General features: G+C 33.0%; 26 protein-coding genes. 10 read left to right on the top strand and 16 right to left on the bottom strand.

What is annotated here, in order from left to right; genetic code table 11:
• Positions 1 to 310 precede the first annotated feature (310 nt).
• The 13 genes from cysM to ACKTTV_RS19130 form a co-directional block, all read right to left on the bottom strand.
• The gene (cysM, locus tag ACKTTV_RS19190; protein WP_408032499.1) at positions 311 to 1,207 is read right to left on the bottom strand and encodes a cysteine synthase CysM; all 897 of its coding nucleotides are present in this window, start codon (positions 1,205 to 1,207) and stop codon (positions 311 to 313) included.
• Between the two features lie 24 nt (positions 1,208 to 1,231).
• Positions 1,232 to 1,975: a serine O-acetyltransferase EpsC gene (gene epsC / locus ACKTTV_RS19185; protein WP_408032498.1), complete on the bottom strand. Its 744-nt coding sequence runs from the start codon at positions 1,973 to 1,975 to the stop codon at positions 1,232 to 1,234.
• Between the two features lie 29 nt (positions 1,976 to 2,004).
• The gene (locus tag ACKTTV_RS19180; RefSeq protein WP_408032497.1) at positions 2,005 to 2,337 is read right to left on the bottom strand and encodes a 2Fe-2S iron-sulfur cluster-binding family protein; all 333 of its coding nucleotides are present in this window, start codon (positions 2,335 to 2,337) and stop codon (positions 2,005 to 2,007) included.
• Positions 2,337 to 3,392 (bottom strand): NAD(P)/FAD-dependent oxidoreductase, encoded by a 1,056-nt coding sequence (locus tag ACKTTV_RS19175; protein WP_408032496.1) that lies wholly within the window; start codon positions 3,390 to 3,392, stop codon positions 2,337 to 2,339. Before ACKTTV_RS19175 ends, ACKTTV_RS19180 begins: the two co-directional genes overlap by 1 nt.
• Before the next feature lie 75 nt (positions 3,393 to 3,467).
• A complete protein-coding gene (locus ACKTTV_RS19170) occupies positions 3,468 to 4,064 on the bottom strand; it encodes a precorrin-2 dehydrogenase/sirohydrochlorin ferrochelatase family protein (RefSeq protein WP_408032495.1) in 597 nt (198 codons plus the stop codon).
• Positions 4,064 to 4,831, bottom strand: a complete 768-nt coding sequence (gene cobA, locus ACKTTV_RS19165) for a uroporphyrinogen-III C-methyltransferase (RefSeq protein ID WP_408032494.1) — start codon at positions 4,829 to 4,831, stop codon at positions 4,064 to 4,066. Before cobA ends, ACKTTV_RS19170 begins: the two co-directional genes overlap by 1 nt.
• Before the next feature lie 63 nt (positions 4,832 to 4,894).
• The gene (locus ACKTTV_RS19160; RefSeq protein WP_408032493.1) at positions 4,895 to 7,003 is read right to left on the bottom strand and encodes a HEPN domain-containing protein; all 2,109 of its coding nucleotides are present in this window, start codon (positions 7,001 to 7,003) and stop codon (positions 4,895 to 4,897) included.
• Positions 7,004 to 7,051: 48 nt separating this feature from the next.
• Complete coding sequence (locus tag ACKTTV_RS19155; protein ID WP_408032492.1) at positions 7,052 to 7,399, bottom strand: 4Fe-4S dicluster domain-containing protein; 348 nt, start codon at positions 7,397 to 7,399, stop codon at positions 7,052 to 7,054.
• An 11-nt stretch (positions 7,400 to 7,410) separates the two neighbouring features.
• Positions 7,411 to 8,658 (bottom strand): sulfate adenylyltransferase subunit 1, encoded by a 1,248-nt coding sequence (locus tag ACKTTV_RS19150; protein ID WP_408032491.1) that lies wholly within the window; start codon positions 8,656 to 8,658, stop codon positions 7,411 to 7,413.
• Positions 8,659 to 8,696: 38 nt separating this feature from the next.
• Positions 8,697 to 9,602, bottom strand: a complete 906-nt coding sequence (gene cysD / locus ACKTTV_RS19145) for a sulfate adenylyltransferase subunit CysD (RefSeq protein WP_408032490.1) — start codon at positions 9,600 to 9,602, stop codon at positions 8,697 to 8,699.
• Between the two features lie 17 nt (positions 9,603 to 9,619).
• Entirely contained in the window at positions 9,620 to 10,243 is a 624-nt protein-coding gene (locus tag ACKTTV_RS19140; RefSeq protein ID WP_408032489.1) for a phosphoadenosine phosphosulfate reductase domain-containing protein, read from the bottom strand.
• Positions 10,240 to 10,494 carry a DUF2061 domain-containing protein gene (locus ACKTTV_RS19135; protein WP_408032488.1) on the bottom strand — a complete coding sequence of 85 codons (255 nt, stop codon included), beginning with the start codon at positions 10,492 to 10,494 and terminating at the stop codon, positions 10,240 to 10,242. Before ACKTTV_RS19135 ends, ACKTTV_RS19140 begins: the two co-directional genes overlap by 4 nt.
• A gap of 119 nt (positions 10,495 to 10,613) precedes the next feature.
• The gene (locus tag ACKTTV_RS19130) at positions 10,614 to 11,021 is read right to left on the bottom strand and encodes an RrF2 family transcriptional regulator (RefSeq protein WP_408032487.1); all 408 of its coding nucleotides are present in this window, start codon (positions 11,019 to 11,021) and stop codon (positions 10,614 to 10,616) included.
• Between the two features lie 247 nt (positions 11,022 to 11,268).
• Between ACKTTV_RS19130 and ACKTTV_RS19125 the strand changes: the two genes are divergently transcribed.
• Positions 11,269 to 11,655 (top strand): hypothetical protein, encoded by a 387-nt coding sequence (locus tag ACKTTV_RS19125; protein ID WP_408032486.1) that lies wholly within the window; start codon positions 11,269 to 11,271, stop codon positions 11,653 to 11,655.
• On the opposite strand, the gene ACKTTV_RS19120 is transcribed toward ACKTTV_RS19125, so the two are convergent.
• Complete coding sequence (locus ACKTTV_RS19120; protein ID WP_408032485.1) at positions 11,647 to 12,279, bottom strand: NAD(P)H-dependent oxidoreductase; 633 nt, start codon at positions 12,277 to 12,279, stop codon at positions 11,647 to 11,649. The two genes, ACKTTV_RS19125 and ACKTTV_RS19120, sit on opposite strands and share 9 nt — an antisense overlap.
• 81 nt (positions 12,280 to 12,360) lie before the next feature.
• Here ACKTTV_RS19120 and ACKTTV_RS19115 point away from each other — a divergent pair, with 81 nt between their 5' ends.
• The 3 genes from ACKTTV_RS19115 (at position 12,361) to ACKTTV_RS19105 (ending at position 15,069) form a co-directional block, all read left to right on the top strand.
• Positions 12,361 to 13,269 carry a LysR family transcriptional regulator gene (locus ACKTTV_RS19115; protein ID WP_408032484.1) on the top strand — a complete coding sequence of 303 codons (909 nt, stop codon included), beginning with the start codon at positions 12,361 to 12,363 and terminating at the stop codon, positions 13,267 to 13,269.
• A gap of 148 nt (positions 13,270 to 13,417) precedes the next feature.
• On the top strand, positions 13,418 to 14,359 hold the full coding sequence (locus ACKTTV_RS19110; protein ID WP_408032483.1) for a GTP-binding protein: 942 nt from the start codon (positions 13,418 to 13,420) through the stop codon (positions 14,357 to 14,359).
• A 140-nt stretch (positions 14,360 to 14,499) separates the two neighbouring features.
• On the top strand, positions 14,500 to 15,069 hold the full coding sequence (locus ACKTTV_RS19105) for a Crp/Fnr family transcriptional regulator (protein ID WP_408032482.1): 570 nt from the start codon (positions 14,500 to 14,502) through the stop codon (positions 15,067 to 15,069).
• A 96-nt stretch (positions 15,070 to 15,165) separates the two neighbouring features.
• Here the strand turns inward: ACKTTV_RS19105 and ACKTTV_RS19100 are convergent, their stop codons facing one another.
• Both ACKTTV_RS19100 and ACKTTV_RS19095 read right to left on the bottom strand, forming a co-directional pair.
• The gene (locus ACKTTV_RS19100; protein ID WP_408032481.1) at positions 15,166 to 17,175 is read right to left on the bottom strand and encodes a sulfatase-like hydrolase/transferase; all 2,010 of its coding nucleotides are present in this window, start codon (positions 17,173 to 17,175) and stop codon (positions 15,166 to 15,168) included.
• 264 nt (positions 17,176 to 17,439) lie between these two features.
• Entirely contained in the window at positions 17,440 to 19,146 is a 1,707-nt protein-coding gene (locus ACKTTV_RS19095; RefSeq protein ID WP_408032480.1) for a sulfatase-like hydrolase/transferase, read from the bottom strand.
• Between the two features lie 236 nt (positions 19,147 to 19,382).
• Here ACKTTV_RS19095 and ACKTTV_RS19090 point away from each other — a divergent pair, with 236 nt between their 5' ends.
• The 6 genes from ACKTTV_RS19090 (at position 19,383) to ACKTTV_RS19065 (ending at position 25,305) form a co-directional block, all read left to right on the top strand.
• Positions 19,383 to 20,387: an NAD-dependent epimerase/dehydratase family protein gene (locus tag ACKTTV_RS19090; protein ID WP_408032479.1), complete on the top strand. Its 1,005-nt coding sequence runs from the start codon at positions 19,383 to 19,385 to the stop codon at positions 20,385 to 20,387.
• 114 nt (positions 20,388 to 20,501) lie between these two features.
• Positions 20,502 to 21,413: an alpha/beta hydrolase gene (locus ACKTTV_RS19085; RefSeq protein WP_408032478.1), complete on the top strand. Its 912-nt coding sequence runs from the start codon at positions 20,502 to 20,504 to the stop codon at positions 21,411 to 21,413.
• Positions 21,414 to 21,531: 118 nt separating this feature from the next.
• Positions 21,532 to 22,806 carry an NAD(P)/FAD-dependent oxidoreductase gene (locus ACKTTV_RS19080; RefSeq protein WP_408032477.1) on the top strand — a complete coding sequence of 425 codons (1,275 nt, stop codon included), beginning with the start codon at positions 21,532 to 21,534 and terminating at the stop codon, positions 22,804 to 22,806.
• Between the two features lie 4 nt (positions 22,807 to 22,810).
• A complete protein-coding gene (locus ACKTTV_RS19075; protein ID WP_408032476.1) occupies positions 22,811 to 23,320 on the top strand; it encodes a GNAT family N-acetyltransferase in 510 nt (169 codons plus the stop codon).
• A 141-nt stretch (positions 23,321 to 23,461) separates the two neighbouring features.
• Positions 23,462 to 24,370 carry a M43 family zinc metalloprotease gene (locus tag ACKTTV_RS19070; protein ID WP_408032475.1) on the top strand — a complete coding sequence of 303 codons (909 nt, stop codon included), beginning with the start codon at positions 23,462 to 23,464 and terminating at the stop codon, positions 24,368 to 24,370.
• 197 nt (positions 24,371 to 24,567) lie between these two features.
• Positions 24,568 to 25,305, top strand: coding sequence for a class I SAM-dependent methyltransferase (locus ACKTTV_RS19065; protein ID WP_408032474.1), 738 nt, complete (start codon positions 24,568 to 24,570; stop codon positions 25,303 to 25,305).
• The last annotated feature ends 88 nt before the right edge of the window (positions 25,306 to 25,393 follow it).

Raw genomic sequence — 25,393 nt, 5'->3', positions numbered from 1 at the left:
CAATCAAGAAAGACCACACCAAAGTCTGAATGGTGTAGCTCCTAATATTTTTAACCAAAACTGTCAACGAATTAGTTAACCTTTACAACTTCGAGTGAAATTTCATGGAGTAAAACGAAATGAAATTTTGTATCGAGAAGTCTTTAATAATTCGAACCTTTTATTTTTTCTCGATACTACTTCAACCTTCTTATTATTTGAACAAAAAAAAATTGTATCGAGAACTCATACATAATTCTCGATACAACTTTACTACTGTTACCAATAAAGGCAACTTGTTAATAATAATATTTTACAATTTCTTTATTTACTAAATACCGTAATCGTATAAGTCAGAAGATAAATAACGATCTCCTCTATCACAAACGATAGCAACGATAACTCCTTTATCTATTTTATTAGCCACTTCTAATGCTACCTTTAAAGCTCCTCCACTACTCATTCCTGCCATAATTCCTTCCTCTCTTGCTAATCTTCGAGTCAACTCTGTAGCTTCTTCGGCGCTAACTTCTAATATTTGATCAACTTTTTTTCTATCAAATATTTTTGGTAAATATTCTGGAGACCATCTTCTAATTCCAGGAATACGCGAGCCTTCTTTTGGTTGTGCTCCTACAATTTGGATATCTGGATTCTGTTCTTTTAAATATGTAGAAACTCCCATGATTGTTCCTGTAGTTCCCATTGCAGATACAAAATGAGTTACTTCTCCTTCAGTATCTCTCCAAATTTCAGGTCCTGTTGTTTTATAATGAGCTTTCCAGTTATCATTATTTTCAAACTGATTCAACATAAAATATCCTTCTTTGTAACGAAGCTCCATTGCTTTATCACGAGAACCTTCAATTCCTTCACTTGCAGGAGTTAGTATCACTTCTGCGCCATAAGACCTCATGCTTTTTACTCTTTCTTCCGTAGCATTTTCTGGCATTACCAACACCATATTCACTCCTAATACCTTTGCCATTAAAGCCAAAGCAATTCCAGTATTTCCACTGGTAGCTTCCACTAGGTAGTCTCCTTTTCTTATGTTTTTTCTATGTATTGCTTCTGCAATCATATTGTAAGCAGCTCTATCTTTAACACTACCTCCTGGGTTATTCCCTTCTAATTTCAATAAGAGTCTAACACCTTCTTTATTTATTAAAGATGATATCTCTACTAAAGGTGTATTTCCAATACTATCTGTAATTGTTATAGTCTTCATCTGTCTAGTCTTTTTTATTGAAAGTCATTTTGCATATGACTTTCTGGTAGTAATTTTATTTTCTGACTCATAAGTAACTATTGATCCCTCAGGAACCGAATCGGTTACGCAAACATTTGCACCAATAATACTATCCGATCCAACCACCACATTTCCTCCTAAAATTGTAGCATTTGCATAAATAGTTACATTATTTTCAATTGTAGGATGTCTTTTTACAGATGCCAGCTCTTTTTTAACTTGCAAACCACCTAAAGTGACTCCCTGGTATATTTTAACGTTGTTTTTTATTACCGTTGTTTCTCCAATAACAATTCCAGTTGCATGATCTATAAAAAATGAATCTCCTATAGTTGCTCCTGGATGAATATCAGTTCCAGTTAAACCATGAGCATATTCACTCATCATTCTTGGTAAAATAGGTAGGTTTATTTTATACAACTCATGACTTAACCGATGTACTGCAATAGCATGAAAACCTGGGTAAGCCAAATAAACTTCTCCCAAGCTTTTACAAGCAGGGTCCGTTCTTTCAAAAGCTTGGGCATCTAAATCTAACTTTTCTCTTATTTCACAAAAAGATTGTTGATATACTTCCCATACACTTTCGGCATTTTCAATACATAATCCATTTAAAATATTGATAAAACTATCTTTTAAATGCTGGGCCTTTTTTTGGCATACATCATCAAATAATGAATAAAACAGTTGTTTTGTAAAGTTTTCTACATCATCTTTTAATGATAAATTGTATTGTTTGAATTGCATTTCTATTTCCCTTTATGTTGCAAATGTAATTAACTTTCTGGTGCTAACTCTATTTCTAATCCCTCTAATTCATGTGTTATTTGTATTTGACAGCCTAGCCTACTATTATCCTGAACATCAAAAGCTTCGGCAAGCATTGCATCTTCATCATCCGTCATTTCCGGCAAGTTATGATCTGTTTTCACATAACACTGACATGAAGCACACATAGCCATTCCACCACAAACTCCTATGGTTCCTTCAGGAGCTAGCTCGTAAGAACGAACTAACTCCATTAAATTCATTGCCATATCTGTCGGTGCTAATACCTCATGCATTACACCTTCACGATCAGTTATTTTTATATTTACATCTTGCTCCATTATTCTATTGCTTTAACTACGGCTTTCGGCGCTTCTTTTTTAGTTCCATCAAATCCTTCAACTCCACCTACTGTAGTATATTTCATAACATACTTCTTATCTGGGTGAATTCTCTGGTAAGCACTTTGACACATTAACGTTGCTTCATGGAAACCACATAATATTAGCTTTAATTTTCCTGGATATGTGTTTACATCACCAATAGCATAAATCCCTGGAACGTTTGTTTGATAATCTAATGCGTTATTTACTTTAATAGCATTCTTCTCTATTTCTAATCCCCAGTTCGCAATAGGTCCTAATTTTGGAGCCAATCCGAATAATGGAATGAAATGATCCGTATCAATGATAAATGGTTCTTTGTCTTTTTGCTCCACAACTACTCCAGTAACTTTGTCATCTCCTAAAATTCCTTTTACTTCAGCTGGAGTAATTAAGTTTATCTTTCCTAAGTTTTTTAACTCTTGTACTTTTTCTACAGAATCTAAAGCTCCTCTAAACTCATTTCTTCTATGAATTAACGTTACTGACTTTGCTACATCTGTTAAGAAAATAGACCAATCAAGGGCTGAATCTCCTCCTCCTGCAATTACTACATCTTTATCTCGGTATAGCTCAGGTTCTTTAATCATGTATTCCACACCATTATCTTCAAACTTGGCTATATTCTCAAGTTTAGGCTTACGAGGTTCAAAGCTTCCTAATCCACCTGCTATCGCTACTACTGGTGCTTGGTGTTTTGTTCCTTTATTAGTGGTTACTATAAAAGTACCATCTTCTTGTTTTTCAATAGTATCAGCACGCTCTCCTAAAGTAAATCCAGGTTCAAATTGTTTAATTTGTTCCATTAGATTTTTAGTTAAGTCACCAGCTAAAATTTCTGGATATGCTGGAATATCATATATTGGTTTTTTCGGGTAAATTTCAGAACATTGCCCTCCTGGTTGTGGTAAGGCATCAATTAAATGACAACGTAATTTTAATAATCCTGCTTCAAATACTGTAAATAGACCCGTTGGCCCCGCTCCTATAATTAATATATCTGTCTTTATCATTTCTCTTTATTTAACTAACTGAGTGAGATTTATTACTCCTTCGTGGTATGTTTTTTTACTTGTTTTGTTATTATCTTAAGAATTTGTACTATGGTGAGCTACTAAATTTTCAGTAAGTTTATTTAATTCTTCCACCTTTTGTTCAAAGTCTCCTTTGATAGTTTTTCTATAATTATTTAAATTTTTCACTAATTGATTTATATCATCTGGAATTACTTCCTCAAAAAATTGACGTAATCGTTTTGCTGTTGTTGGTGATTTTCCATTGGTAGAAATGGCTACTTTCACATTCTCTTTAGTAACAATACCGCCCATATAAAAATCGCAATACGGTGGATTATCAGCTACATTTACCAAAATTGATCGTTCTCTACAATGCTCATATACATCAATATTTATTTCAGGTTTGTCGGTAGTAGCAACTACCATATGTTTTCCTTCTAAATATTTTTGTTGGTATACATCATCAATAATAGTAACATTTCCCTTTTTTGCTTCTTCTAGAGTATCCTTTCTGAAAAAAGGAGCTACCATAGTTACTTTTGCATTAGGGCTTGATTTTAATAAAAAGGAAAGCTTTTCTTCTGCTACAAAACCTCCACCCACTATTAACACTTCCAATTGTTCTACTTTTAAGAAAATTGGGTACAAGTTATTTCTATCTTCTATCATTAAATTACGGCTTTTAAAGCAACTTGATTTTGCAAATTCAACAATTGTTCTCTATGGTTTACCACACTACCTAAAACGATAATCGCAGGATTACTTAATTGATTTTCTTCTACTACTTCTTCAATAGTTTCAACTGTTCCTATTCCTACTTTTTCTTGAGGTGTGGTTCCGTTTTGAATAATAGCTACTGGTAATTCAGCTTTTCCTTCTTGTTTGAACAAAGCAACTATTTCAGCCAGCTTTCCCATTCCCATTAACACTACTACAGTCGCGTTCGATTTGGCTGCTAAAGCCACATCAGTTGAAAGTTTGTGTTGTTTTGTTGTTCCGGTAATTACCCAAAAGCTTTCAGAACTTCCTCTTTTAGTTAAAGGAATGTTTTGATAAGCAGGCACCGCCAATGATGACGATATCCCTGGAACCATTTCAACCAACAAACCGTGCTCGGCAGCATATTCCATTTCTTCGGCACCACGACCAAAAATGAAAGGATCTCCACCTTTTAAGCGAACCACGTGTCCGTGAGAATGACCTCTAGCAACAATCAACTCATTAATTTGTTCTTGTTGATATCGGTAACAACCTCTACGTTTTCCTACAAAAATCATTTCTGCCATTGGATTCACATACTCTAAAAGTTCTGGATTTACCAAAGCGTCATATAAAACAACATCTGCTTGTTTTAACGTTTTTATAGCTTTCAACGTGATTAACTCAACATCACCTGGTCCTGCTCCTACTACTGTTAATTTGGGTTGCTTGTTCATTTTTATTCAATTTTAAAACACAGGGCGACAATCAACTATTTAACTCAAGGTCGCCCTGCTTACTTAATTTTCTAATGCCACTTCCACTTTTCTATAAGCATCAATTGTTGTATAGAAAGTTTTAGCTTCTTGTAAATATTTTTTTGCAAAAGCCTCTGTTGGCTCATTTTGATTTATTTGATATACCAATTCCGAAAAAGTTGTTGGTAATTCTATCTTATTTGTTTCAACAAATACCTTATCGAAGCTAGTAATTATTCCAGCTTGTGTATTTGTTTTAGCTCCTTCAGACGTTAATAGCGCCTTTGCTGTGTTGATTATTGCAGCATAAGAGTGATAAATACTATCAGACCATTGTCCTTCGTTTAAAGCTTCCGAAGCATTTTCAATTTTTTCTTCACTTTCGAACAATAAAGTCGCTACTAGATCAATAACTACTCCAGCACACTCTCCAACACCAATTGCTTTTACATACTTTTCATTATGCCCCCAATCGATGAAGTCTTCATCTGTTAAATTTGAAGTGTCCGATAATTCTTTTAGTAAATCATAGAAATATGTTTTTCCATTTCTATCATAATAACTTAAGAATTCTTCGTTTTCTTCTTTATTAGCTTCAAAATCATTCAATAATATTCTTAAAGCTTCGGGCCCTCTTTTACTTGGTATTTTTACTAATTTATCTGCAAAACGGCCTTGTCCATCTCCTACAATACCACCTCCTATTAAGACTTGTAATGCTGGTGCCAATAATGCTCCTACTTTTACCGACATTCCTTGGAAACCGATATGAGCCATATTGTGTTGTCCACAAGCATTCATACATCCACTAATTTTAATAGTGATATCAGTATTATCTACATAATGAGGGTATTCAGCTTTTAACACTTTTTCTAACTGTGCTGCTATTCCTGTACTACTTGCAATTCCTAAATTACAGGTATCGGTTCCTGGACATGCTGTGATATCGAAAAGACTATTATATCCAGTATCTGTAAAACCTAGTTTTTTTAACTCTGCATAAAACACAGGCAAAAACTCTTCTCTTACGTGGCGAATTAAGATGTTTTGACGTAACGTAAAACGTAATTCATTTGCTGCATATTTCTTTATTAAGTCTGCTAATAATCTCGCTTTATCTGTATAAAAATCACCTAGATGAACTTTAATTCCGACAGCATATAAACCTTCTTGCTTTTGTTTTAGAACATTTGTTTTCTTCCATTGATTATACTCATCAAGACTTTCAATGACTACTGGAGGAATTTCATCAGTTCCAAAAGTTATTTCTTGTTCGAATTTTGAAGTATCAATTGGATAAGTTTGATAAGCCAATGCTCTTTTTTCAGCTTCAACCAATGCTAAAAACCCGTCTAATCCTAAGCTTTTTACTAAGAATTTTAATCTTGCCTTCGCACGTTTTGCTCTTTCTCCATGACGATCAAAAACTCTTAATACCCCTTCAATTGTAGGTATTAATAAATCAGTTTCTAAAAACTCATACATTACATCTGCCTGACGAGGTTGAGATCCAAGTCCACCAGCCAACAACACTTTAAATCCTTTGATTTCTTTATCTCCTACTTTTTTAGTTTTAGCAATAAAACCTAAATCATGAATAAAGCTGATAGCACTATCATCCTCAGTCGCCGAAAATGACATTTTGAACTTTCTTCCCATTTCTTGACAAATTGGGTTTCTTAAAAAGAACTCGAATGTTGCATGCGCATATGGTGTTACATCAAATGGTTCTTTAGGATCAATTCCTGCTGTTTCCGATGCAGTTACATTACGAACTGCATTTCCACAGGCCTCTCTTAATGTAATATCGTCTTTTTCCAATTGCGCCCATAGTTCCGGGGTTCTATCTAAACTCACATAGTGAATTTGAATATCTTGGCGCGTTGTAATATGTAAGCGTCCACGAGAATATTCATCCGAAACATCAGCAATTCTGTGCAGTTGTTCGCTAGTTACTTTACCATACGGTAATTTTATACGAATCATTTGAACACCTAACTGACGTTGACCGTATACTCCACGCGCTAAACGTAAACTTCTAAAACGTTCTTCATCTATTTGACCTTCTTTAAATAAACGTATTTTACGTTCTAATTCTAGAATATCTTTCTCTACAACTGGGTTTTCTATTTCTGATCTAAAACTTTGCATGATTTTTAATAGTTTTCTTTGTAGGCCTCATTCGCCTCAAAGTGTTTTTTAATTGTGCAAAAAGCTCTGTTTTGCAAGTAACTCTTCTTCCGATTCTACATTATCTTCATCTGGCACACAGCAATCGACAGGGCAAACCGCCGCACACTGTGGCTCTTCATGAAATCCTTTACACTCTGTACATTTATCAGCAACAATGAAATAATATTCATCTGAAATTGGTTCCTGATCTTCGTCTGCATCTACTTCATTTCCACTAGGAAAATGTACATTTCCACTAAGGGAAGTTCCTTCGCTATAGTTCCAATCTACGGCTCCTTCGTAAATCGCTGTGTTTGGGCATTCTGGCTCACAAGCCCCACAGTTTATACATTCGTCTGTTATAATTATTGCCATCGATCATTCGTTTACTTAATAAAACCTACCCCAGCGGTATTATTGGTTTTAGGGTTTACTAAAATAAATGCTCCATTAGCCTTATTGTTTTTGTAACTATCAACAAATAATGGTTTGCTTACTTTTAAAGAAACTTCACCAATTTCATTTAATGTTAATTGATTCGAAGATTCTTTTTTTCCAGAGAAATCCGTTTCAATAGTTGAAGATATATTCACAATTTTCACCTGAGCATCATTTACTCCATGCTTGATGTAATACTTATTTGAAGCCTGTAAAGGAGTTTTATCCATCCAACAAATAGTAGCGTCTAATTGTTTCACTACTTCTGGCTCTTCACCAGCCTTAACAATCATATCTCCTCTACTTATATTTACATCATCTTCTAAAGTGATACTTATTGAACTTCCTCTTTTTGCTACCTCAAACTCTTTATCAAAGAAATGAACACTTTTTACTTTTGACTTTGTAGCCGAAGGTAAAATGGTTACTTCATCACCTACTGCTAAATCTCCTCCATACAACTTTCCTGCATATCCTCTAAAATCATGGTATTCTTCAGTTTTAGGTCTAATTACATTTTGCACAGGGAAACGAACTTGAGAGGCTTCTTGAATATCCTCAGGGTTTAAACTCTCAAGATGATCTAATAAACTCTGTCCATTATACCAATCAATTCTATCAGATCTGTCTACTACATTATCACCATGTAGTGCTGAAATTGGTATAAATGTTATATTTTGATTTTGGTATTCGCTTTTACTTGCTAAATACTCTATTTCCCCTTTAATTTGGTTGAATTTCTCTTGTGAAAAATCCACTAAATCCATTTTATTTACAGCAACAACAACATCTTTTACTTTCAATAAGTTATTGATAAAGAAGTGTCTGTATGTTTGCTCTACTACTCCATTTCTAGCATCTACTAAAATGATGGATGCTTGAGAGTTTGATGCTCCTGTTACCATGTTTCTAGTATATTCTATATGACCAGGAGTATCGGCTATAATAAAGCTAGTTTTTGGTGTTGAAAAGTAGATATGAGCTACATCAATCGTAATTCCTTGCTCACGTTCCGCTACTAATCCGTCTGTTGCTAAAGAAAAGTCTAAATAGTCAAATCCTCTTTGTCTACTCTTTTCTTCAATAGCTTCTAATTTATCGTCTGTTAATGATTTTGTATCGTATAAAATTCGTCCTATCAACGTACTCTTTCCATCATCTACACTTCCTGCTGTTGCTATTTTTAGTACATTCATCGCTTTTGTTTTTGTTTGTTTAGGTTACGTTTAATCTTTTAGAAATATCCTTGTTGCTTTCTTTTCTCCATCGCGGCTTCAGATCGCTTATCGTCAATCCTAGCTCCTCTCTCGGATATGGTTGATACTCTTATTTCGTCAACAATTGTATCAATATCGGCTGCCGATGATAATACTGCCGCTGTACAGCTCATATCTCCAACCGTTCTAAAACGTACCATTCGTTCTTCAACTGTTTCGTCTTCTTCTCTATAAACTACTTCGTCATTTGCAGACCAAATAAGTCCGTCTCTAACAAAAGTTTCTCTTTTATGTGCAAAGTATATTGATGGTATTTCAATTCCTTCTTGTTGTATATATGACCAAACGTCTAATTCTGTCCAGTTAGAAATTGGAAAAACTCTTACGTTTTGACCTAAATCGATACGTCCATTTAACATATCAAACAACTCAGGGCGTTGGTTTTTCTCATCCCACTGACCAAAATCATCTCTCACTGAGAAAATACGTTCTTTAGCCCTGGCTTTTTCCTCATCTCTTCGTGCACCACCAATACAAGCATCAAAACCAAATTCGTCAATAGCATCTAAAAGAGTTTCAGTTTGCAACATATTTCTACTTGCATACTTTCCTGTTTCTTCTTTTACCTTTCCTGCATCAATGTTATCCTGAACATTTCTCACTATTAACTCAACTCCAAGTTCTTCAACTAAACGATCTCTAAACTCAATAGTTTCAGGGAAATTATGTCCTGTGTCAATGTGCATCAATGGAAAAGGAATTTTACCTGGGTAAAATGCTTTTTGAGCAAGTCGCACCAGTGTTATGCTATCTTTCCCTCCTGAAAACAATAACACTGGCTTTTCAAATTGAGCGACTACTTCCCTTAAAATATATATGGCTTCGCTTTCTAAGGCTCCTACTCTAATTTCTTTCGTATTCATCTTCCTATTCTATTTTTTTAAACATGCAAACCGCACTCTCTGTTATTTTCTACTTTTGTGGGATCAAAATATTTGAATTCGTTAGGTATATTAAACTCTTCTAAATATTGATCTAATTCTTCGTCTGAATAATTGTAAAAAGGACTTACTTTAACTAATCCGTCTTTGCTCTGTGAAACAATATCAATACTATCTCTAAAAGCAGTTTGTCCTTTTCTTAAATTGGTAAACCAAACATCAGGTTTATGCTCTTGCATGGCTCTTTTAAATGGCTCCAACTTTACTTGTTCTGTAAATAAAGCATGGTTGGGATCATCAACAGTTGGTAATCCTAAGGTTACATTTCTATGAGCTACCGTTTGCTTTGGAACATATAACTGAACATTTAATTGAAGCTTGTGAATTAGTTCTTCAGCATGCTTATAAGTTTGAGGGGTATTGTATCCTGTATCACACCAGATAACCTCAATATCATTATTTAATGAAGTAACTAAATGTAGAATAGCACCTTCATAAGGTCTAAAGTTTGTAGTAACCACTGGTTTTAAAGCCATATCTAAGGCCCACTGCACAATTTCTTTAGGTGTTTTGTCTTTTAATTGTTCGTTTACTACTTTTAAATCAATCATTTCTAAACTCATTTTTTACCCCATTTTATACTATTCCAAACTCTTTCGTGAAAAAAATATAAGAGCATTTTTGTTACTAATTCTATTCCTCCAATAGATAAGGCTGTTTTTACTTGTCCTGTAATAATCCAAGAAATTAGAATGGTGTCAAGAGTTCCAACTGCTCTCCAACTAATTGATTTTACTACACTTCTAATTGGTTTCTCAGATTCCTTATCTACGCTATAATTGGTTTTATTTTCTAATACTTGTTCTACAATCATTTTTAAATACCTTTACCCTATCGGATTAGTAGGTTTTAGAGTTGACAAATATACAGAGTCTAATTTAATATGAAAGAAAAAATTAAAAAATTAACAATTCGATAAGATTAATATAACAATTATACCAAGTCGGCTAAGGTTGTATTTCGAAGAACATTCAAAGTGTTATCACGCACTTGAATCATTAATTTATGCACAGAACAGGCGTCCTCATCTGGGCAGTCATCGCACTTTTCATAAAAGTTTAAACTAACACATGGAACCATAGCTATTGGACCTTCTAATGTTCGAATAACTTCCGTCATTTTAACATCTTCGGCTTCTTTTAACAAATAGTATCCACCACCTTTTCCTTTTTTAGCTCCAAGAACTCCTGCTTTTCTTAATGTTAGTAATATACTTTCTAAAAACTTATGCGAAATATTTTCTTGTTCAGATATAGTAGCTATCTGAACCTTAGTTCCTTTTTCTTGTCTAGCAATAAAAGTAAGTGCCTTAATCCCGTATTTTGTTTTCTTTGAAAGCATACTACAAATATAGAGTTTTTACGCTTTCTACTAATTTAGGTATTTTGATTTCAAAAAAAAACCTTTAAAACTACAATTTTTATGATCCAAAGTATCTTTTCTATCTTTAAAAGAAAATGGCTTAATGCATAAATTCCTCTTTCATTCCTCTAGTGATTACGATTGATTCTTTTAAATAAAAAACTGTATATTTAACTGACAACCAAGCTAAAAACCGACTTTTAAATAATCTAAATCGTTTATTCGCATGGAAAAATATTTAAAGTATTTACTTATTTTCTTTTTCATAGTTGACCTTATTATTTTCATCCTTTCTCAAGTACAACCCGATTTTTTACTTTCACTATTACCTCAATTTGATATTGAAAGTAATAACAATACTTATCCAAGATTGGTAGGAATTTTGTTTTTATCTCTGGGTTTGGCTAGGTTATATGGTGGTCTTTTTATTAAAGAAAAAGGAGCTTTTATGGTATCTATTTGGAGTTGGGTGGTAGAATTGATTTACACATTGACAGAATTAGCTCGTGGTGAATTTATACTAAACGAAAATTTAATGGCACTTGTTTTAGCGCCATTAATGCTGTTTTGGTCGTTGCTTCATTTTAAAAAAACTTGGTTAAGTTCAATCTAGACATTCAGTTCCAAACCAGTTGGAAATTGTTGTTTTTAACTCGACCTTTGCTTGATTTAAAATAGAATCAACATGTTCTTTATTCTCATTTACGCCAAATGCTGAAATTTGCTCAGAAGGTACTCCAATGAAATCAAAATTCTGTTTTATTGTGGAAGAGGCAAATTCCTTGTAGTCTTCTGAACTATTATAATCAAACCCCGCTACAATAATTGACAAAGCTTTTTTATTTTTACATAATCCTTTGAAACCACTCTCAGGAGTAAATGAAAAGGTTTTTTCACTAACAACAATAGCATCTATCCATGCTTTTACTGCGGCTGGCATTGTAAAATTATATATAGGGAAAGCAAGTACAATATGATCTGCTATCAAAACCTCTTCTATCAGTACATGGTGATTGAATAAAATAGCCATTTCTTTCTTAGAAAAATCTCTCTTCCCTTCATTCCATTCCATCATTAAGTTTAAATTTTCTCTGAGTAGTAAATCTGGTGGAGTTTCAACCAAATCAAAGTGTTTAATTTTAGTTTTATTCTTTGCTGAATCAATAAATTGATCTACTAATTGTTTGGTATAAGAACCAATTCTGGGTGTGTAACTCACGACTAAAGTTTGCGACATAATATTTAGTTTTCAAGCAAATATAAATGTCATAAACTCATAATTTTCATTATTTTTATTCACTAATTAATAACTATAGTTATGATTAACTTAGAATGGTTGAGAACCTTCGGTGTTATATATGAATGTCATAATATAACTGAAGCTTCAAAAAAATTAAATATGACTCAACCCGGTGTTAGTAAACATTTATTGGCTTTAGAAGCACATATAGGTAAAAAACTTTTTGAAAGAACTACTCGAAAATTGACAGCCACCGAGTACGGAAGTTTTTTGTACAACCAAATAAATAGTCCTCTTGAACAACTGAAGAAGGTTGAATATTACTCTAGTCAAAGAACAAAAAAAACTCGCCATGCAATTTCAATTGGCTCTACAATAGATTATTTCAAAAAAGAGTTAATTGATAAAATATATTCTTTTGATATGTTTATTACAGTGCAATTTGGAACCGAAAAGGAACTTATAGAAGCTCTAGAGCATGATCAAATACAATTGGTGACTGGTATACCAAAATACAATGTTTACGATCATAGATTCGAACCTATCGGCTATAATTCTTTCGAACTTGTTTGCTCAACTGACGTTACCATTCCTGAACAATTAATTGTCAATAATAAAAAACTAAGTCAATGGCTACATAAACAAACTTGGTTTGTTTACGATAATAATCAATGGGAAATAAAAAGATTTTGGGAACACTACTTTAACTTAAAACCCAAAATAGTTCCTCGGTATGTGCTTCCTTCATATGCAGACATTATTGATGCTCTAAAAATAAATACAGGGTTCAGTATTGTTCCTAAAACCTATTGTACAAAAGCAATAAAAGACAATTTAATAAAAAGCCCAATTGTTCTTGATGAGATAATAAACAGGCCTTTATTTTATTCTTCAAAACACAAAAATTTCAATAGTAAGGAAGTCAAATACTTTATCAACAAACTAAAAGACAAAGGTAAAACTCAACCTGATGCTACCTCCAACTAGAAGAATATTGTTAAAAATTCTAAAATTCAACGACTATACAAATGATTTACCTTAGTATTGCAGGAATATCGTTTAAGCCTTAAATTGAAAAACACAGTTGGTTTTTATAGCTTATACCATTTATTAAGGCAATGCAAACTTATCTATTATGGCAGACAAACTTTATAACAAAGAAGCAATCATTGTACTAGTTGGTTTTTTAGGAGCTGGAAAAACTACCTTATTAAAACACCTTGTAAGCGATTATTTAAATGAAGGATGGAATCCCTTTTTAATTTTGAATGATTACGAGAATGCGCATCTCGACATTCAGCAATTTAAAGAACATATGGATTCTACCTGGATTAAAGCCCTTAGTGGAAGTTGCATTTGTTGTAGTGGTATTCATGCGCTACGTGATTTTGTCAATAATATTCCTTCAAGGGAGAAAGGAATTACACTGATAGAAGCCAACGGAACAACTGATGCCTGCGCTCTTTCAGAATTTTTAGGAGTTGGTATTGAGGATCGTTTCCTGCCTCCTGTTCAAATATCGGTTGTTGATGTAAAAAACTGGCAAAAACGTGGGGAAAACAATGAGTTAGAAAGAAATCAAATTCAAGTTTCTTCTTTAATTGTTTTAACACATACTGAAAATGCCTCACCAGAACGAAAAAAAATAGTGATTGATGAGGTAAAAAAAATCAATCCGAACGCAAAAATTGTCAACATAGATGATCTGGAAGTTACAAAATTGCCGCAACTATTACCTTTAAATTCCATTCCAGAGAAAATGGATCATCACAAAGCTCATTGGGCTTCCTGCTCTATAGATTTACCTCAACTACCAAATATTAAAAGCATTGATTTAATTTGCAAAGCCATTCCCAAAAGTATCCTTCGTGTTAAAGGATGTGTTCAAATTGAAGGGGGAGAAACCTTTACCTATTTCGAACGTACTCCAGATGGAGAAGCTTATATCCGACCATTTAATGGAATTCCTACAATGGGTTCAAAGCTTTTAACTGTTGGTCTAGGTAGTGAAATATCACTTCTTGAAAAGATTATAGCTTCTAGTATTTCCACGAGTAAAAAAACAACTACCGTCTAAATATATTAGTTTATTTTTTTTTAGAAAGTTCTATTTTAAGTTTGTTTGAATTTTTAACAGATACTTAGATAATTTTAACAACAAAACACTATCTATTAACTAAGGCATTTTTTAAGTTTATCAGTTGAATTCTCCAAACAATGAATGAACTTATAAACTACATAAAATTAAGAACTTCTATTCAACCCGACGAAATTGAATTAATCAAGAAACATTTTGTTTTTGAAAACATTCCCGCTCACCACACTTTATCAGAAGCTGGAAAAATAGAGCGTTATATTTACTTTCTTATTGATGGTATTGTGAAAGGTTTTCAAAATATTGACGGAAAAATTGTTATTCAACAATTTGTAAATGAACAAGATTTTTTCACTTCTCTCGATAGCTTTATGAATGAAACACCTTCTTTAGACTATTATGAAACCATTACCGATTGTAAACTCTTAAAACTATCTAAAGTTGATTATGATTTTCTACAAAACAAAACTAATTTTTGGGAAACATTTGTAAAAACAGTTACAAGCGAACATTTGAACTGTAAGTTAAATCGCGTACGAGACTTTCAAACTTTAACTGCCAAAGAAAGGTATGTCAAATTTGTGAATGACTATCCAAAACTAGCCCTAAATGTTTCAATTGATAATATTGCCTCTTTTTTAGGTATGGAACCTCAATCGTTAAGCCGAATAAGAAAACAACTTACCATTTAAAACTAAATGATTCTTTGAATCTGTTCAGAGTAAAATAAATAACAAGAGCCTTAATAAAACTTAAGGCTCTTGTTTTGTGTTTAAAGTATATGTTCTTTAATTTTTGATAAACTTTTCTTTTCTTAATCCATCAACAACAATAAAATATACTCCCGGTTTCAAACCAGATACATCCAAAGAAGTTATTTTCTCTTCTTTTGTATAACTTAAAACACTTAGCCCTTTGAAACTAAATATTTCAATATTTCGTTGCGGATGATAAAAATTAATTCGTGTACTAACTGGTGAAGGATATAATATTCTTTTATGCTCTTTTTTCCCATTTTCATCATATCCGTGACCGCACTCACTTCTTTCTAAATCTTTTAATTCTTCCTCTGGAGATAACTCGCGCTTATCATTCTTAGTACCGTTATTCGCACGAGAGTTTTGAGGTTGAGGAATTGTTGCGTGTAAAGCATCAATATGTGTATATTTTGGTGTACTATTACTAGGTATCCACTGTAATTCGATAAAAGGGTCATTCGTTCTATCTAAATGATCAACTAGTTTTTGATGAAGGTTGTCAATTACATCATCATACCCCATTCCCCTGTATATAGGATTCATTTCGTAAGGATCATTCGTCTTATCATATAAAACCATTTTATCTTCTTCCCTGATATGATCAAGATCTCTAAAATTTCTCCAACTACTATTCGCTAATACATAAGTATATTCATCACTATATATTGATCTCCAAGCTCTATCGGTTCCACCAGCGCTCCCTTGATCGAAAGAACAAAACGCATATTCAGGAAGCGTATCTTGCTCTCCTCTTAAAGATTTTGAATAATCAAATCCATCCATATATCTCGGAACATTAATGTCCGCCAATCCTAGTATCGTTGGCACTATATCAATAGATGACATTGGGCTTTTTTCTGTTCTAGAAGCAACCTTATTTGGATATGATATTAATATTGGAACTCCTACAGATTCTTCATACCACACTCCTTTGGTCATACGCCCATGTGACCCCAATAATTCTCCATGATCAGAAGTAAATACAATAATAGTATTATCGAAAAGGTTGTTATCTTTAAGATGCTTAGTAATTCTAAAAAATTCACGATCAATAGAGCTAACAGCTCCGTAATACCCAGCATATGTCGGCCATACCTCATCTTGCTCTCCAGTCTTTTTTACAGTAATCTTAGTTGCATTTGGTCTTTTGGGTAGACTTTGTGGGTTAGGATATTTATCTTCCCATTTCTTAGGAGCAGCATACCCATATCCGTATTTAATTTCGCCCTCTTTTGTTCTTTTTCCTGGTTGATATCGATCTTCATATCCAGGTCCACCCGCAGTATGTGGAGGTCCATAAGAAACGACCGCGCAAAAAGGTTTACCATTGTTGTTCTGCTGTTGGTTTCCAATAAAATTAATAAGTTTTGTTGTTAACCAAGTTGGACTCCACTGAGAAGTTGTTATCGGATTTTGAGCATCATCAACATAGTATTGTTGTTTATTAGGTCTAATATTTTTTGATATTATCCACTTATCAAAACCATGTCTTCTTGAAGGTGGTACATATCCTTCAGGAGCTCCCGCTTCATCCAAATGCCACTTCCCTAAATAGGCTGTTCTATAACCATTGCGTTTTGTAATATCTCCTAAGGTATTAGACTCTGTGGAAAGGCGAACCTTATTTCCATAAACACCATTTGTAATATTGTACTGCCCTGTTAAAATATTTGCTCTATTCGGACCGCAAATAGGACGGTTAACAATTCCATTACTAAAAAACACGGCATCTTCGCGTTTATATTTGTTTAATTTAGGTGTTCTTACGGGATCTCCATCTCTAAGAAAACCTAACGACTGTCTTCTCCACTGATCGGAAATCACCAAAATAATATTTGGTTTCCGTTCCTGTGTTGATCTTTTTTCAATTGAAGTAACTTCTGAAGTTGAATAATTTTTGTGGTTAGCGTTTGTTTTGAAATCTTTCACTTGGACATAAGACGCTTCTGAATCTTTTAGAAACGAAACATCCATTGAATTTTGAGAATGTAAAGTGAAAATTGAATAAAAAAACAGCAAATTAACTATGAAATTTTTCATGTGTTAAGTTTTAGGTTATTAATTTGCCGGAGTCTCCCGTGTAAAAATACAAATATTTTTCAAAAACCAATACAAGCAACTAAAAACCAAACAATTAAATCAATAAAAAAATCTTCACTATCCTTATATTTCATCTTTTAAAAAAGAAACCCACAGCACTTTAAAAATTAATAAGCACTGTGGATCTTAAAAAATCTCTAGAGACCTTAACTATAACACCTTACGATTAAAGCTTCTTCTTATTTATAATTATTAGTTGCCCTTTTATCTACGCTTTCTCTTCTTCATTTTAGCAGTCCCTTTTTGAGGAATCTTCGCATACAAGGCGTCTTTGTAAGTATACTTTGGCATGCTATTGCTAGGTATCCATTGTAATTTTATAAAAGGATCCTTCATTTTATTTAAATGATCAACTAACTTTTTATGTAAATCATCAATAACATCATCATATCCCATTCCTCTGTATATTGGATTCATTTCATAAGGATCTTTTACTTTATCATATAAAACCATCTTATCTTCTCTACGAATATGATCAAGATCTCTAAAGTTTTTCCAACTAGAGTTAGCTAATACATAAGTATATTTATCGCTATAGATAGACCTCCATGAACGATCTGCATTCCCTACACCTCCTTGATCAAAAGAGCAAAATGCATATTCTGGCAAAGTATCTTGTTCTCCTTTCAAGGATTTAGAGTAATCGAATCCATCCATAAAATCTGGAATATCAATGTCTGCCAATCCTAAAATAGTTGGCACAATATCAACGGATGACATTGGACTTTCCTCAGTTCTAGAAGCTACCTTATCTGGATAAGATATCAGCATAGGAACTCCTACGGACTCTTCATACCAAACACCTTTGGTCATTCTTCCATGTGAACCGAGCATTTCGCCATGATCTGCCGTGAATACTATAATTGTATTATCAAAAAGATTGTTATCCTTTAAATATTTAGTAAGTCTAAAAAACTCATGATCAATAGAACTAATGGTTCCATAGTATCCGGGTAAAACAGGCCAAACTTCATCTTTTTCACCTGTGTTTTTTGCAATAATATCTGTTGCATTTGGTCTTCTATAGAGCTCTTTAGGTTTCGGATACAAGTCTTCCCATTTCTTAGGAGCGGCGTATCCATAACCATATTTAATCTTTCCGTCCTTTGTTCTTTTACCAGGCTGATACCTATCTTCAAACCCAGGTCCTCCACCAGTATGAGGAGGTCCTATAGAAAGTACCGCACAAAAAGGTTTATTATTATGATTTTTCTTATTATTCTTAATAAAACCAATCAGCTTTTTTGTTAACCAAGTAGTTTCCCATTCAGGAGCTGTAGTCGGTTTTTGTGAGTCATCAATGTAAACCTTTTGTTTAAAAGGCGAATGCCCTCTGGTCAAAATCCATTTATCAAAGCCATGCCTTCTTGATTTTGGTACATAACCTTCAGCTCCTCCTGCTCCATCCAAGTGCCACTTACCTATATAAGCAGTTCTATAACCATTAGTTTTGGCTATATCTCCCAAGGTAGTTGATTCCTTAGAAAGACGAACTTTATTTCCATAAACACCATTGGTTATGTTATACTGTCCTGTTAAAATATTTGCTCTGTTAGGACCGCAAATCGGGCGATTAACCACACCATTACTAAAGAATACAGCATCTTCTTTTTTATACTTATTAAGTTTTGGTGTTTTTACTGGGTCCCCGTCTTTAATAAAGCCCATTGCTTGTCTTCGGAATTGGTCCGATATTACCAATATTATATTCGGTTTTTTCCGAGATTTGGTTAAATTTTCTTCATAATTATCGACATTAAAACTTGGTACGTTAGCATCATACAACGTTACCTCTCTAGCTTCAACTTGAGGTGAATTGTAAATTTGATCAACTAGGATTTCTTCCTGATTTTGAGAATGTAAAGTAAAAATTGAATAAAAAAACAGCAAATTAACTATGAATTTTTTCATTTGTTAAGTTTTAGATTATTAATTTGCCGGAGTCTCCCACATAAAAATACAATTAATTTTCTAAAAAAGTGTAAATCTATATTTAACACTAGAGAATAACAGTTCTTTTTTCACGGTACTTACCATCCATTTTTATAAAATTTTGACAAAAAAGTTAGTTAAAAGTACTTTCTAACAAATGTTATTTCTGCTCAAATAAAAGCAATCTAAGTTTGCTTTAAAATAAAAATTTAAACATGAGTAACGAAATTTCATTAGTAACAGGAGGAAATGGACATCTAGGAAATAACTTGGTTAGACTTCTCTTAAAAAACAATATAAAGGTTAGAACTACTGTCCGTAACATTGATAATAAAGTACCTTTTAAAGATTTAGATTGCGAAGTTGTTCAAGCGGATATTACCGACAGGAGTTCTTTAAAAAAAGCATTCAAAGGTGTAACTAATTTATATGCTGTTGCAGCCAACTTCTCTATGTGGGCAAAAAATCCTAAAGAAGAAATTTATGACAATAACATGCAAGGCACACAAAATGTTTTTGATATAGCTAAAGAATGTGGCATAAAAAATATTGTTTACGTAAGTTCAGTAGCTAGTTTAGATTTCACAAAACTCCCCGCGAGTGTTGAAAACGGATATAATAAAGATCGAAGAAATTGGTACTACAACTCTAAAAATGATTCTGATAAACTTGCCTTGGAGTTGGGTAAAAAATATGGAATAAAAACTGTGCTCGTACTTCCTTCTGCAATGATAGGTTCTGAAGCTCATAAACTTAGTTATTCAAATAACTTAATACACCAAGTTTTAAAGGGAGAAATACCTGTTGACACAAATATTTCTCTCAATTGGATTGATGTTAAAGATGTTGCCTTAGGAACCTTCAACGCCATGAAAAGTGGAAAGAACGGTAAACGATATATTCTTTCAAATGAAAAACACACAACGCTGCAAGAAACCGTTAAGGTTGCTGCAGATATGTTTCCAGAGTTAAATTTAAAAATCCCTAAAAAGGCGCCTAAATGGTTACTTTATTCTGTAGCTGGCTTAATGGAATTTAGCAGTAAACTCAGCGGTAAAGAACCTCTTTTGCAGCGTCATTATATTGACATGTTTTATGGTCTTAAACAGGATTATAATATCGATAACTCTAGAAGAGATCTCAATTTTAATCCTAAGTCTTCGAAAAAAGCGCTAGAAAGTGCGCTTCTCTATTTGAAAAATGACTGGGATAAAAATTAAAAAAATCATGCTAAAATCAGAGGTTAATCAAACATGTGAACAATCTCTGATTTTTGTTTCATATATTTTGATTAACTTGATCTTATCTAACCATTAAGTCTAAACTAACCAATTATGTTTAAAAACGTTTTTACATTTCTTTTACTAATTTCAATAGAAATTTCAGTTGGTCAAACACTATACAAAAACCAAAATTACTCAGAAGTTAATAAAACAACACACACCTATTCTTCTCAAGGAAATAAGACGCTTTTATTGGATTTTTACAAAGCCAAACAAAATGAGCAAACAACACCATTGATTATTTATGTTCATGGAGGAGGATTTTCTGGAGGGAAAAGAGATGAATCAGAAATTGTGAGTTTCGCTACTAAATTAGCTCAATATGGATATGCAGTAGCTTCTGTATCTTACCAGCTTACAATGAAAGGAATTGGTTTTGGTTGTAATGTAAATACGGATAAAAAAATAGAGGCTATAAATACAGCTTCTAATGATGTAAACTTAGCGGTAAAATATATCCTAGAGAACAACAATAAATTTAAGATTGACACAACTAAAATTGTCCTTTCTGGCTCTAGTGCTGGTGCAGAAACAGTTTTAAATATGGTGTACACCTACAAAGATGGTGTATTGTCTCCTGATTTTTCTTATGCTGGCGTCATTGGCATGGCAGGTGCCATTACTACTTTGAGTAACATCAATGAAAATAGCGCAATACCAACGCAACTTTTTCATGGTACAGGTGATCGACTCGTACCTTATAACATTGCTCCTCATCACTATTGTACTCCTGATAGTAGTGGGTATTTAATGTTGTTTGGTTCTAAGGCAATAGCAAAGCGATTATCAGGATTGGGCACTTCATATTATCTATACACAATTGAAGGTGGTTCGCATGAGTGGGCTAGCCTTCCTATTACACAATGTTTTGATGAAATTATAGATTTTATTTACAATGATGTTCTAGAAACAGAATCTAAGCGACAGACAATAAGAACAATTAATAGTGTTTCTCCTAATTAAAAGCTATTTTCATTAGTTGATTTTTTAACAAAATGACAAGTATTTTCTTAAACTAGCTTAAGTATTTTCCATTTTTATTTGACGATATTTGTTATACAAAATGAAAGTTAACTTAACTATGAATAACACTAAAACGCTCGTTGTTGTAGGTGGTGGATTTGCTGGATTGGAACTAGTAAAAAGACTAGGCAATTCAAAAGAATATCAAATCATATTGGTGGATAGTAATAACTACAACTTCTTTCCCCCTTTAATTTACCAGGTATCAACTGGTTTTATGGAACCTTCAGCTATTAGTTATCCTTTCCGAAAAATACTTAGAAACTTAAAAAATGCTCGATTCCGTTTAGGTTCATTGGAAAGAGTCGTTCCTGAGGAAAACAAAATTATTTTAAGTAACGGAGAATTCAGTTATGATATACTTGTTATGGCAACTGGTACAGAATCGAACTTCTTCGGGAATAAAAATATCGAAGAGAAAAGTTTACCTATGAAAACTATCAGTGATGCTTTATCGCTTCGTAATACTATTCTTACTAGACTAGATCATGCTACAAGAATTCATGACAAAGAAGAAAGAAAAAAATACTTAACTTTTGTTATTGCAGGTGCAGGTCCAACTGGTGTTGAACTTTCAGGTATTTTGGCTGAGATGAAAAGCTCAATTATCATGAAAGATTACCCTGAGTTGGATAAGGAAGATTTAGGAGAAATTAGTTTAATAGATGCGCAAAGTTCTGTTTTGGCGCCAATGTCCGATTCTTCAAAAAGTTATACGACCAAAAAATTAAAAGAACTAGGGGTTCAGTTAATGATGAATACTTTGGTAAAAGATTTCGATGGAGAAACTGTAATATTATCAAATGGAACAGAAATTAAATCGAGAAACCTTATTTGGGCTGCTGGAGTTTCAGCAAAAACATTTCCTGGATTTTCAGAAGAAAGTTTTGGTGTTGGAAAACGATTAAAAACAGATAAGTTTAATAAAGTTGTGAGCTATGAAAATATTTATGCCTTGGGGGATTGTGCTATGATAAGTGATGATGACAACTATCCTAAAGGACATCCACAGTTAGCACAACCCGCCTTACAGCAAGCAAAAAATCTAGCTCAGAACCTACTTAAATCGAAACAATATTGGAAACCTTTTAAGTACACTGATAAAGGATCAATGGCCATTATTGGTAGAAATAAGGCGGTATTAGACTTCCCTAATCAAAAAAGTTCTATCAAAGGATTTAGCGCTTGGTTAATCTGGATTTTTGTTCATATTATGGGACTGGTCAACTTTAAAAATAAAGTAAGAACACTATATAATTGGTTGGGCTATTATATATACAAAGATCAATACTTCAGAATGATTATTAAACCAACTAAAAAAGATATTCAATAATTAGATGACAATCTCATTTAAACAAATAGAAAAAGAAGACCTAGCAAAGGTTTTAAGTTTATTTAAAGAAGCCGCAGAAAAGATTAATAAAAAAAATGTTGATCACTGGCAATATTGGAAAAACCCTCCTAAAGAGAAGGTTGAATGGGTTGCCGAAGGAATTGCGAATCGTGAGTTCTATTTTATCAATACCGAACAAAATGAGAATATCGGAATGGTCAGAATTTTAGATGAAGATATTCCTTACTGGGGAAAGCAATCTGAAAAAGCTAAGTATATTCATTCATTGGTTATTAAAGAAAGGTTTAACGGAAAAGGATTAGGAGCTACTATTATTCAAAAAATTGAAAACGATTCAATAAAGACCAACACTGAGTTTTTAAGACTGGATGCCGATGCTAAGAATCTTGGACTCTGTCGTTATTACGAAAAAATTGGTTTTGAAAAAGTAGGCATTAAAAAAACTCCTTTATCCACTAACAACCTCTATCAGAAAAAGTTACAAACCACATAACATATTAACTCTTTCTTTTTTCTATTTTATCGAATTAAACAATCTCATTCTTTTCATAAAGTTTGACGCAACCTTTTATATGTTTTTTCATCTTTAGGTATATAACCAAAGTTAAAACTGCTTATAACCAAAAACCAAAGTATGAAAAACAAAATCCTACTACTAGCGATTATAGGAATAATCTTTTCCTGTAATAAAGATGAAAACGATACACCAAGTACACCAACACCCCCTACATTGTACACATTACCCATTGTTGTACATGTGATCCATGGTGGTGAAAATATCGGTGAAGGCTCCAATCTATCTGACGAACGAATTAAAGAACAAATAAAATCTCTCAATGACGATTTCAGGAGAAAAAAAGGAACCTTAGGTGAAAACAACTCTCCAATAAGTGACGACTCATTTATTCAATTTAAACTTGCACAACGAGATGCAAATGGAGCTCCTACTAATGGAATCATTAGAATCAATTATTATGAAAATGATCCTGATCGAGATGAATCCGAACGACCTCATGACTGGCTTCCTAGACTCGCATACTGGAATCCAGAAAAATACATCAATGTATGGGTATATGGAGGACTAAACCGTAATGAAGCTCTCGGGTATGCAACCATTCCTACTACAAACTTACCTGGGCTAGAAGAAGAATTGGTAGCTGTTGGTGATGGTATTATGATTAATGCTCACCACTTCGGAAAATCGGAAATTCAAGATGGAGCTCATTTAGGTAAGACCTTAACACATGAAATGGGGCATTTTTTAGGATTATTCCATATCTGGGGGAGATACGATGGTAAACATTGCCATGAACAAGATGACTATATTGAAGATACACCTCCTGTAGCTGGTCCCATTGAAAATTGTGATAACCCTCCATTAGCTTGTGATGGAAAAATAGCTCCCGTAAATAATTACATGAATATTACCTATGATAAATGCCTAAATGAATTTACCAAGGATCAAATTGAACGCATGCGATACGTTTTAAAACATGCTGTTAGAAGAAAAAGCTTAACTAACTCCAATACCATTGACAGATAAAAAGTCTTTCACTAACAAAATATACTATACCATTAAACGTTTTGAGTCGGAACTAAGTTTTTGACTACAGAGAAAGGGAATCAGAAGAATAAACAGCACAATACCGTGCTGTTTTTTTTATTAAAATGGGTTATATTAGAGTGTCTATTTCAACCCTCAATAAAACCAAGTAAATCAACATATTAAACCATTTATTTATGAAGGATAACTTTTCTTTACGCTCTGATAATTATGCTAAATTTAGACCGAGTTATCCTTCTGATTTTTTTGACTATTTAAGCACTCTTGTTACCAATAAAGAAAATGCATGGGATTGTGGCACGGGTAATGGTCAAATAGCCTATCAACTTTCTAAATCGTTTCAAAATGTTTTTGCTTCAGATATAAGTCAATCGCAGCTTGACAACGCCTTTAAAGCTGAAAATATACATTATAGTAAACAACCTTCTGAAAAGACTAATTTTAACAATCAAACTTTTGATTTAATAACTGTTGCTCAGGCCATACACTGGTTTAATTTTGAAAAATTCTATGATGAAGTAAAAAGAACATCCAGAGAAAATAGCATTCTTTGTGTCATGGGATATGGAAGAGTTCGAGTGTCAGATGAAATAGACGAAATAATTGATCATTTTTATATTAATGTTATTGGAAAATATTGGGATAAAGAAAGAAGTTATATAGATAAAAATTACCAAACGATTCCATTTCCTTTTCAAGAGATTCAAACACCAAAATTTATCAATGAGCATTACTGGAATCTTGACCATTTTATAGGTTACTTAAACACTTGGTCTGCTGTAAAGCACTTTACCAAGAGTAATAATTTTAATCCTGTTAAAGAAGTTCAAAAAAAACTAAATCAATATTGGGCGAAAAATGAACTCAAAAAAATTAACTTTCCATTACTCCTTAGAATTGGTGTTTCTAAATAAACCTGATTTCTTAAGTTTTCTAAATTATTATACCATTCCAGAATTCCTCCCAAAAAACATGTAGTTTATTTACATTTATGAGATTTTC

It is taken from the genome of Tenacibaculum xiamenense (genome assembly GCF_964513065.1).
GTDB lineage: Bacteria > Bacteroidota > Bacteroidia > Flavobacteriales > Flavobacteriaceae > Polaribacter > Polaribacter xiamenense.
Note: the sequence above shows the minus strand (reverse complement) of the source record. Positions and strands in the feature narration are given on the sequence as shown.

What these genes read in the sequence shown, in the direction of transcription:
- cysM (WP_408032499.1), bottom strand. Translation starts at nt 1,207, where the DNA reads ATGAAGACTATAACAATTACAGATAGTATTGGAAATACACCTTTAGTA.
- epsC (WP_408032498.1), bottom strand. Translation starts at nt 1,975, where the DNA reads ATGCAATTCAAACAATACAATTTATCATTAAAAGATGATGTAGAAAAC.
- cysD (WP_408032490.1), bottom strand. Translation starts at nt 9,602, where the DNA reads ATGAATACGAAAGAAATTAGAGTAGGAGCCTTAGAAAGCGAAGCCATA.
- ACKTTV_RS19170 (WP_408032495.1), bottom strand. Translation starts at nt 4,064, where the DNA reads ATGATAGAAGATAGAAATAACTTGTACCCAATTTTCTTAAAAGTAGAA.
- ACKTTV_RS19130 (WP_408032487.1), bottom strand. Translation starts at nt 11,021, where the DNA reads ATGCTTTCAAAGAAAACAAAATACGGGATTAAGGCACTTACTTTTATT.
- ACKTTV_RS19140 (WP_408032489.1), bottom strand. Translation starts at nt 10,243, where the DNA reads ATGAGTTTAGAAATGATTGATTTAAAAGTAGTAAACGAACAATTAAAA.
- ACKTTV_RS19120 (WP_408032485.1), bottom strand. Translation starts at nt 12,279, where the DNA reads ATGTCGCAAACTTTAGTCGTGAGTTACACACCCAGAATTGGTTCTTAT.
- ACKTTV_RS19080 (WP_408032477.1), top strand. Translation starts at nt 21,532, where the DNA reads ATGAATAACACTAAAACGCTCGTTGTTGTAGGTGGTGGATTTGCTGGA.
- ACKTTV_RS19110 (WP_408032483.1), top strand. Translation starts at nt 13,418, where the DNA reads ATGGCAGACAAACTTTATAACAAAGAAGCAATCATTGTACTAGTTGGT.
- ACKTTV_RS19150 (WP_408032491.1), bottom strand. Translation starts at nt 8,658, where the DNA reads ATGAATGTACTAAAAATAGCAACAGCAGGAAGTGTAGATGATGGAAAG.
- ACKTTV_RS19135 (WP_408032488.1), bottom strand. Translation starts at nt 10,494, where the DNA reads ATGATTGTAGAACAAGTATTAGAAAATAAAACCAATTATAGCGTAGAT.
- ACKTTV_RS19125 (WP_408032486.1), top strand. Translation starts at nt 11,269, where the DNA reads ATGGAAAAATATTTAAAGTATTTACTTATTTTCTTTTTCATAGTTGAC.
- ACKTTV_RS19075 (WP_408032476.1), top strand. Translation starts at nt 22,811, where the DNA reads ATGACAATCTCATTTAAACAAATAGAAAAAGAAGACCTAGCAAAGGTT.
- ACKTTV_RS19105 (WP_408032482.1), top strand. Translation starts at nt 14,500, where the DNA reads ATGAATGAACTTATAAACTACATAAAATTAAGAACTTCTATTCAACCC.
- ACKTTV_RS19160 (WP_408032493.1), bottom strand. Translation starts at nt 7,003, where the DNA reads ATGCAAAGTTTTAGATCAGAAATAGAAAACCCAGTTGTAGAGAAAGAT.
- ACKTTV_RS19065 (WP_408032474.1), top strand. Translation starts at nt 24,568, where the DNA reads ATGAAGGATAACTTTTCTTTACGCTCTGATAATTATGCTAAATTTAGA.
- cobA (WP_408032494.1), bottom strand. Translation starts at nt 4,831, where the DNA reads ATGAACAAGCAACCCAAATTAACAGTAGTAGGAGCAGGACCAGGTGAT.
- ACKTTV_RS19100 (WP_408032481.1), bottom strand. Translation starts at nt 17,175, where the DNA reads ATGAAAAATTTCATAGTTAATTTGCTGTTTTTTTATTCAATTTTCACT.
- ACKTTV_RS19180 (WP_408032497.1), bottom strand. Translation starts at nt 2,337, where the DNA reads ATGGAGCAAGATGTAAATATAAAAATAACTGATCGTGAAGGTGTAATG.
- ACKTTV_RS19175 (WP_408032496.1), bottom strand. Translation starts at nt 3,392, where the DNA reads ATGATAAAGACAGATATATTAATTATAGGAGCGGGGCCAACGGGTCTA.
- ACKTTV_RS19070 (WP_408032475.1), top strand. Translation starts at nt 23,462, where the DNA reads ATGAAAAACAAAATCCTACTACTAGCGATTATAGGAATAATCTTTTCC.
- ACKTTV_RS19090 (WP_408032479.1), top strand. Translation starts at nt 19,383, where the DNA reads ATGAGTAACGAAATTTCATTAGTAACAGGAGGAAATGGACATCTAGGA.
- ACKTTV_RS19085 (WP_408032478.1), top strand. Translation starts at nt 20,502, where the DNA reads ATGTTTAAAAACGTTTTTACATTTCTTTTACTAATTTCAATAGAAATT.
- ACKTTV_RS19095 (WP_408032480.1), bottom strand. Translation starts at nt 19,146, where the DNA reads ATGAAAAAATTCATAGTTAATTTGCTGTTTTTTTATTCAATTTTTACT.
- ACKTTV_RS19155 (WP_408032492.1), bottom strand. Translation starts at nt 7,399, where the DNA reads ATGGCAATAATTATAACAGACGAATGTATAAACTGTGGGGCTTGTGAG.
- ACKTTV_RS19115 (WP_408032484.1), top strand. Translation starts at nt 12,361, where the DNA reads ATGATTAACTTAGAATGGTTGAGAACCTTCGGTGTTATATATGAATGT.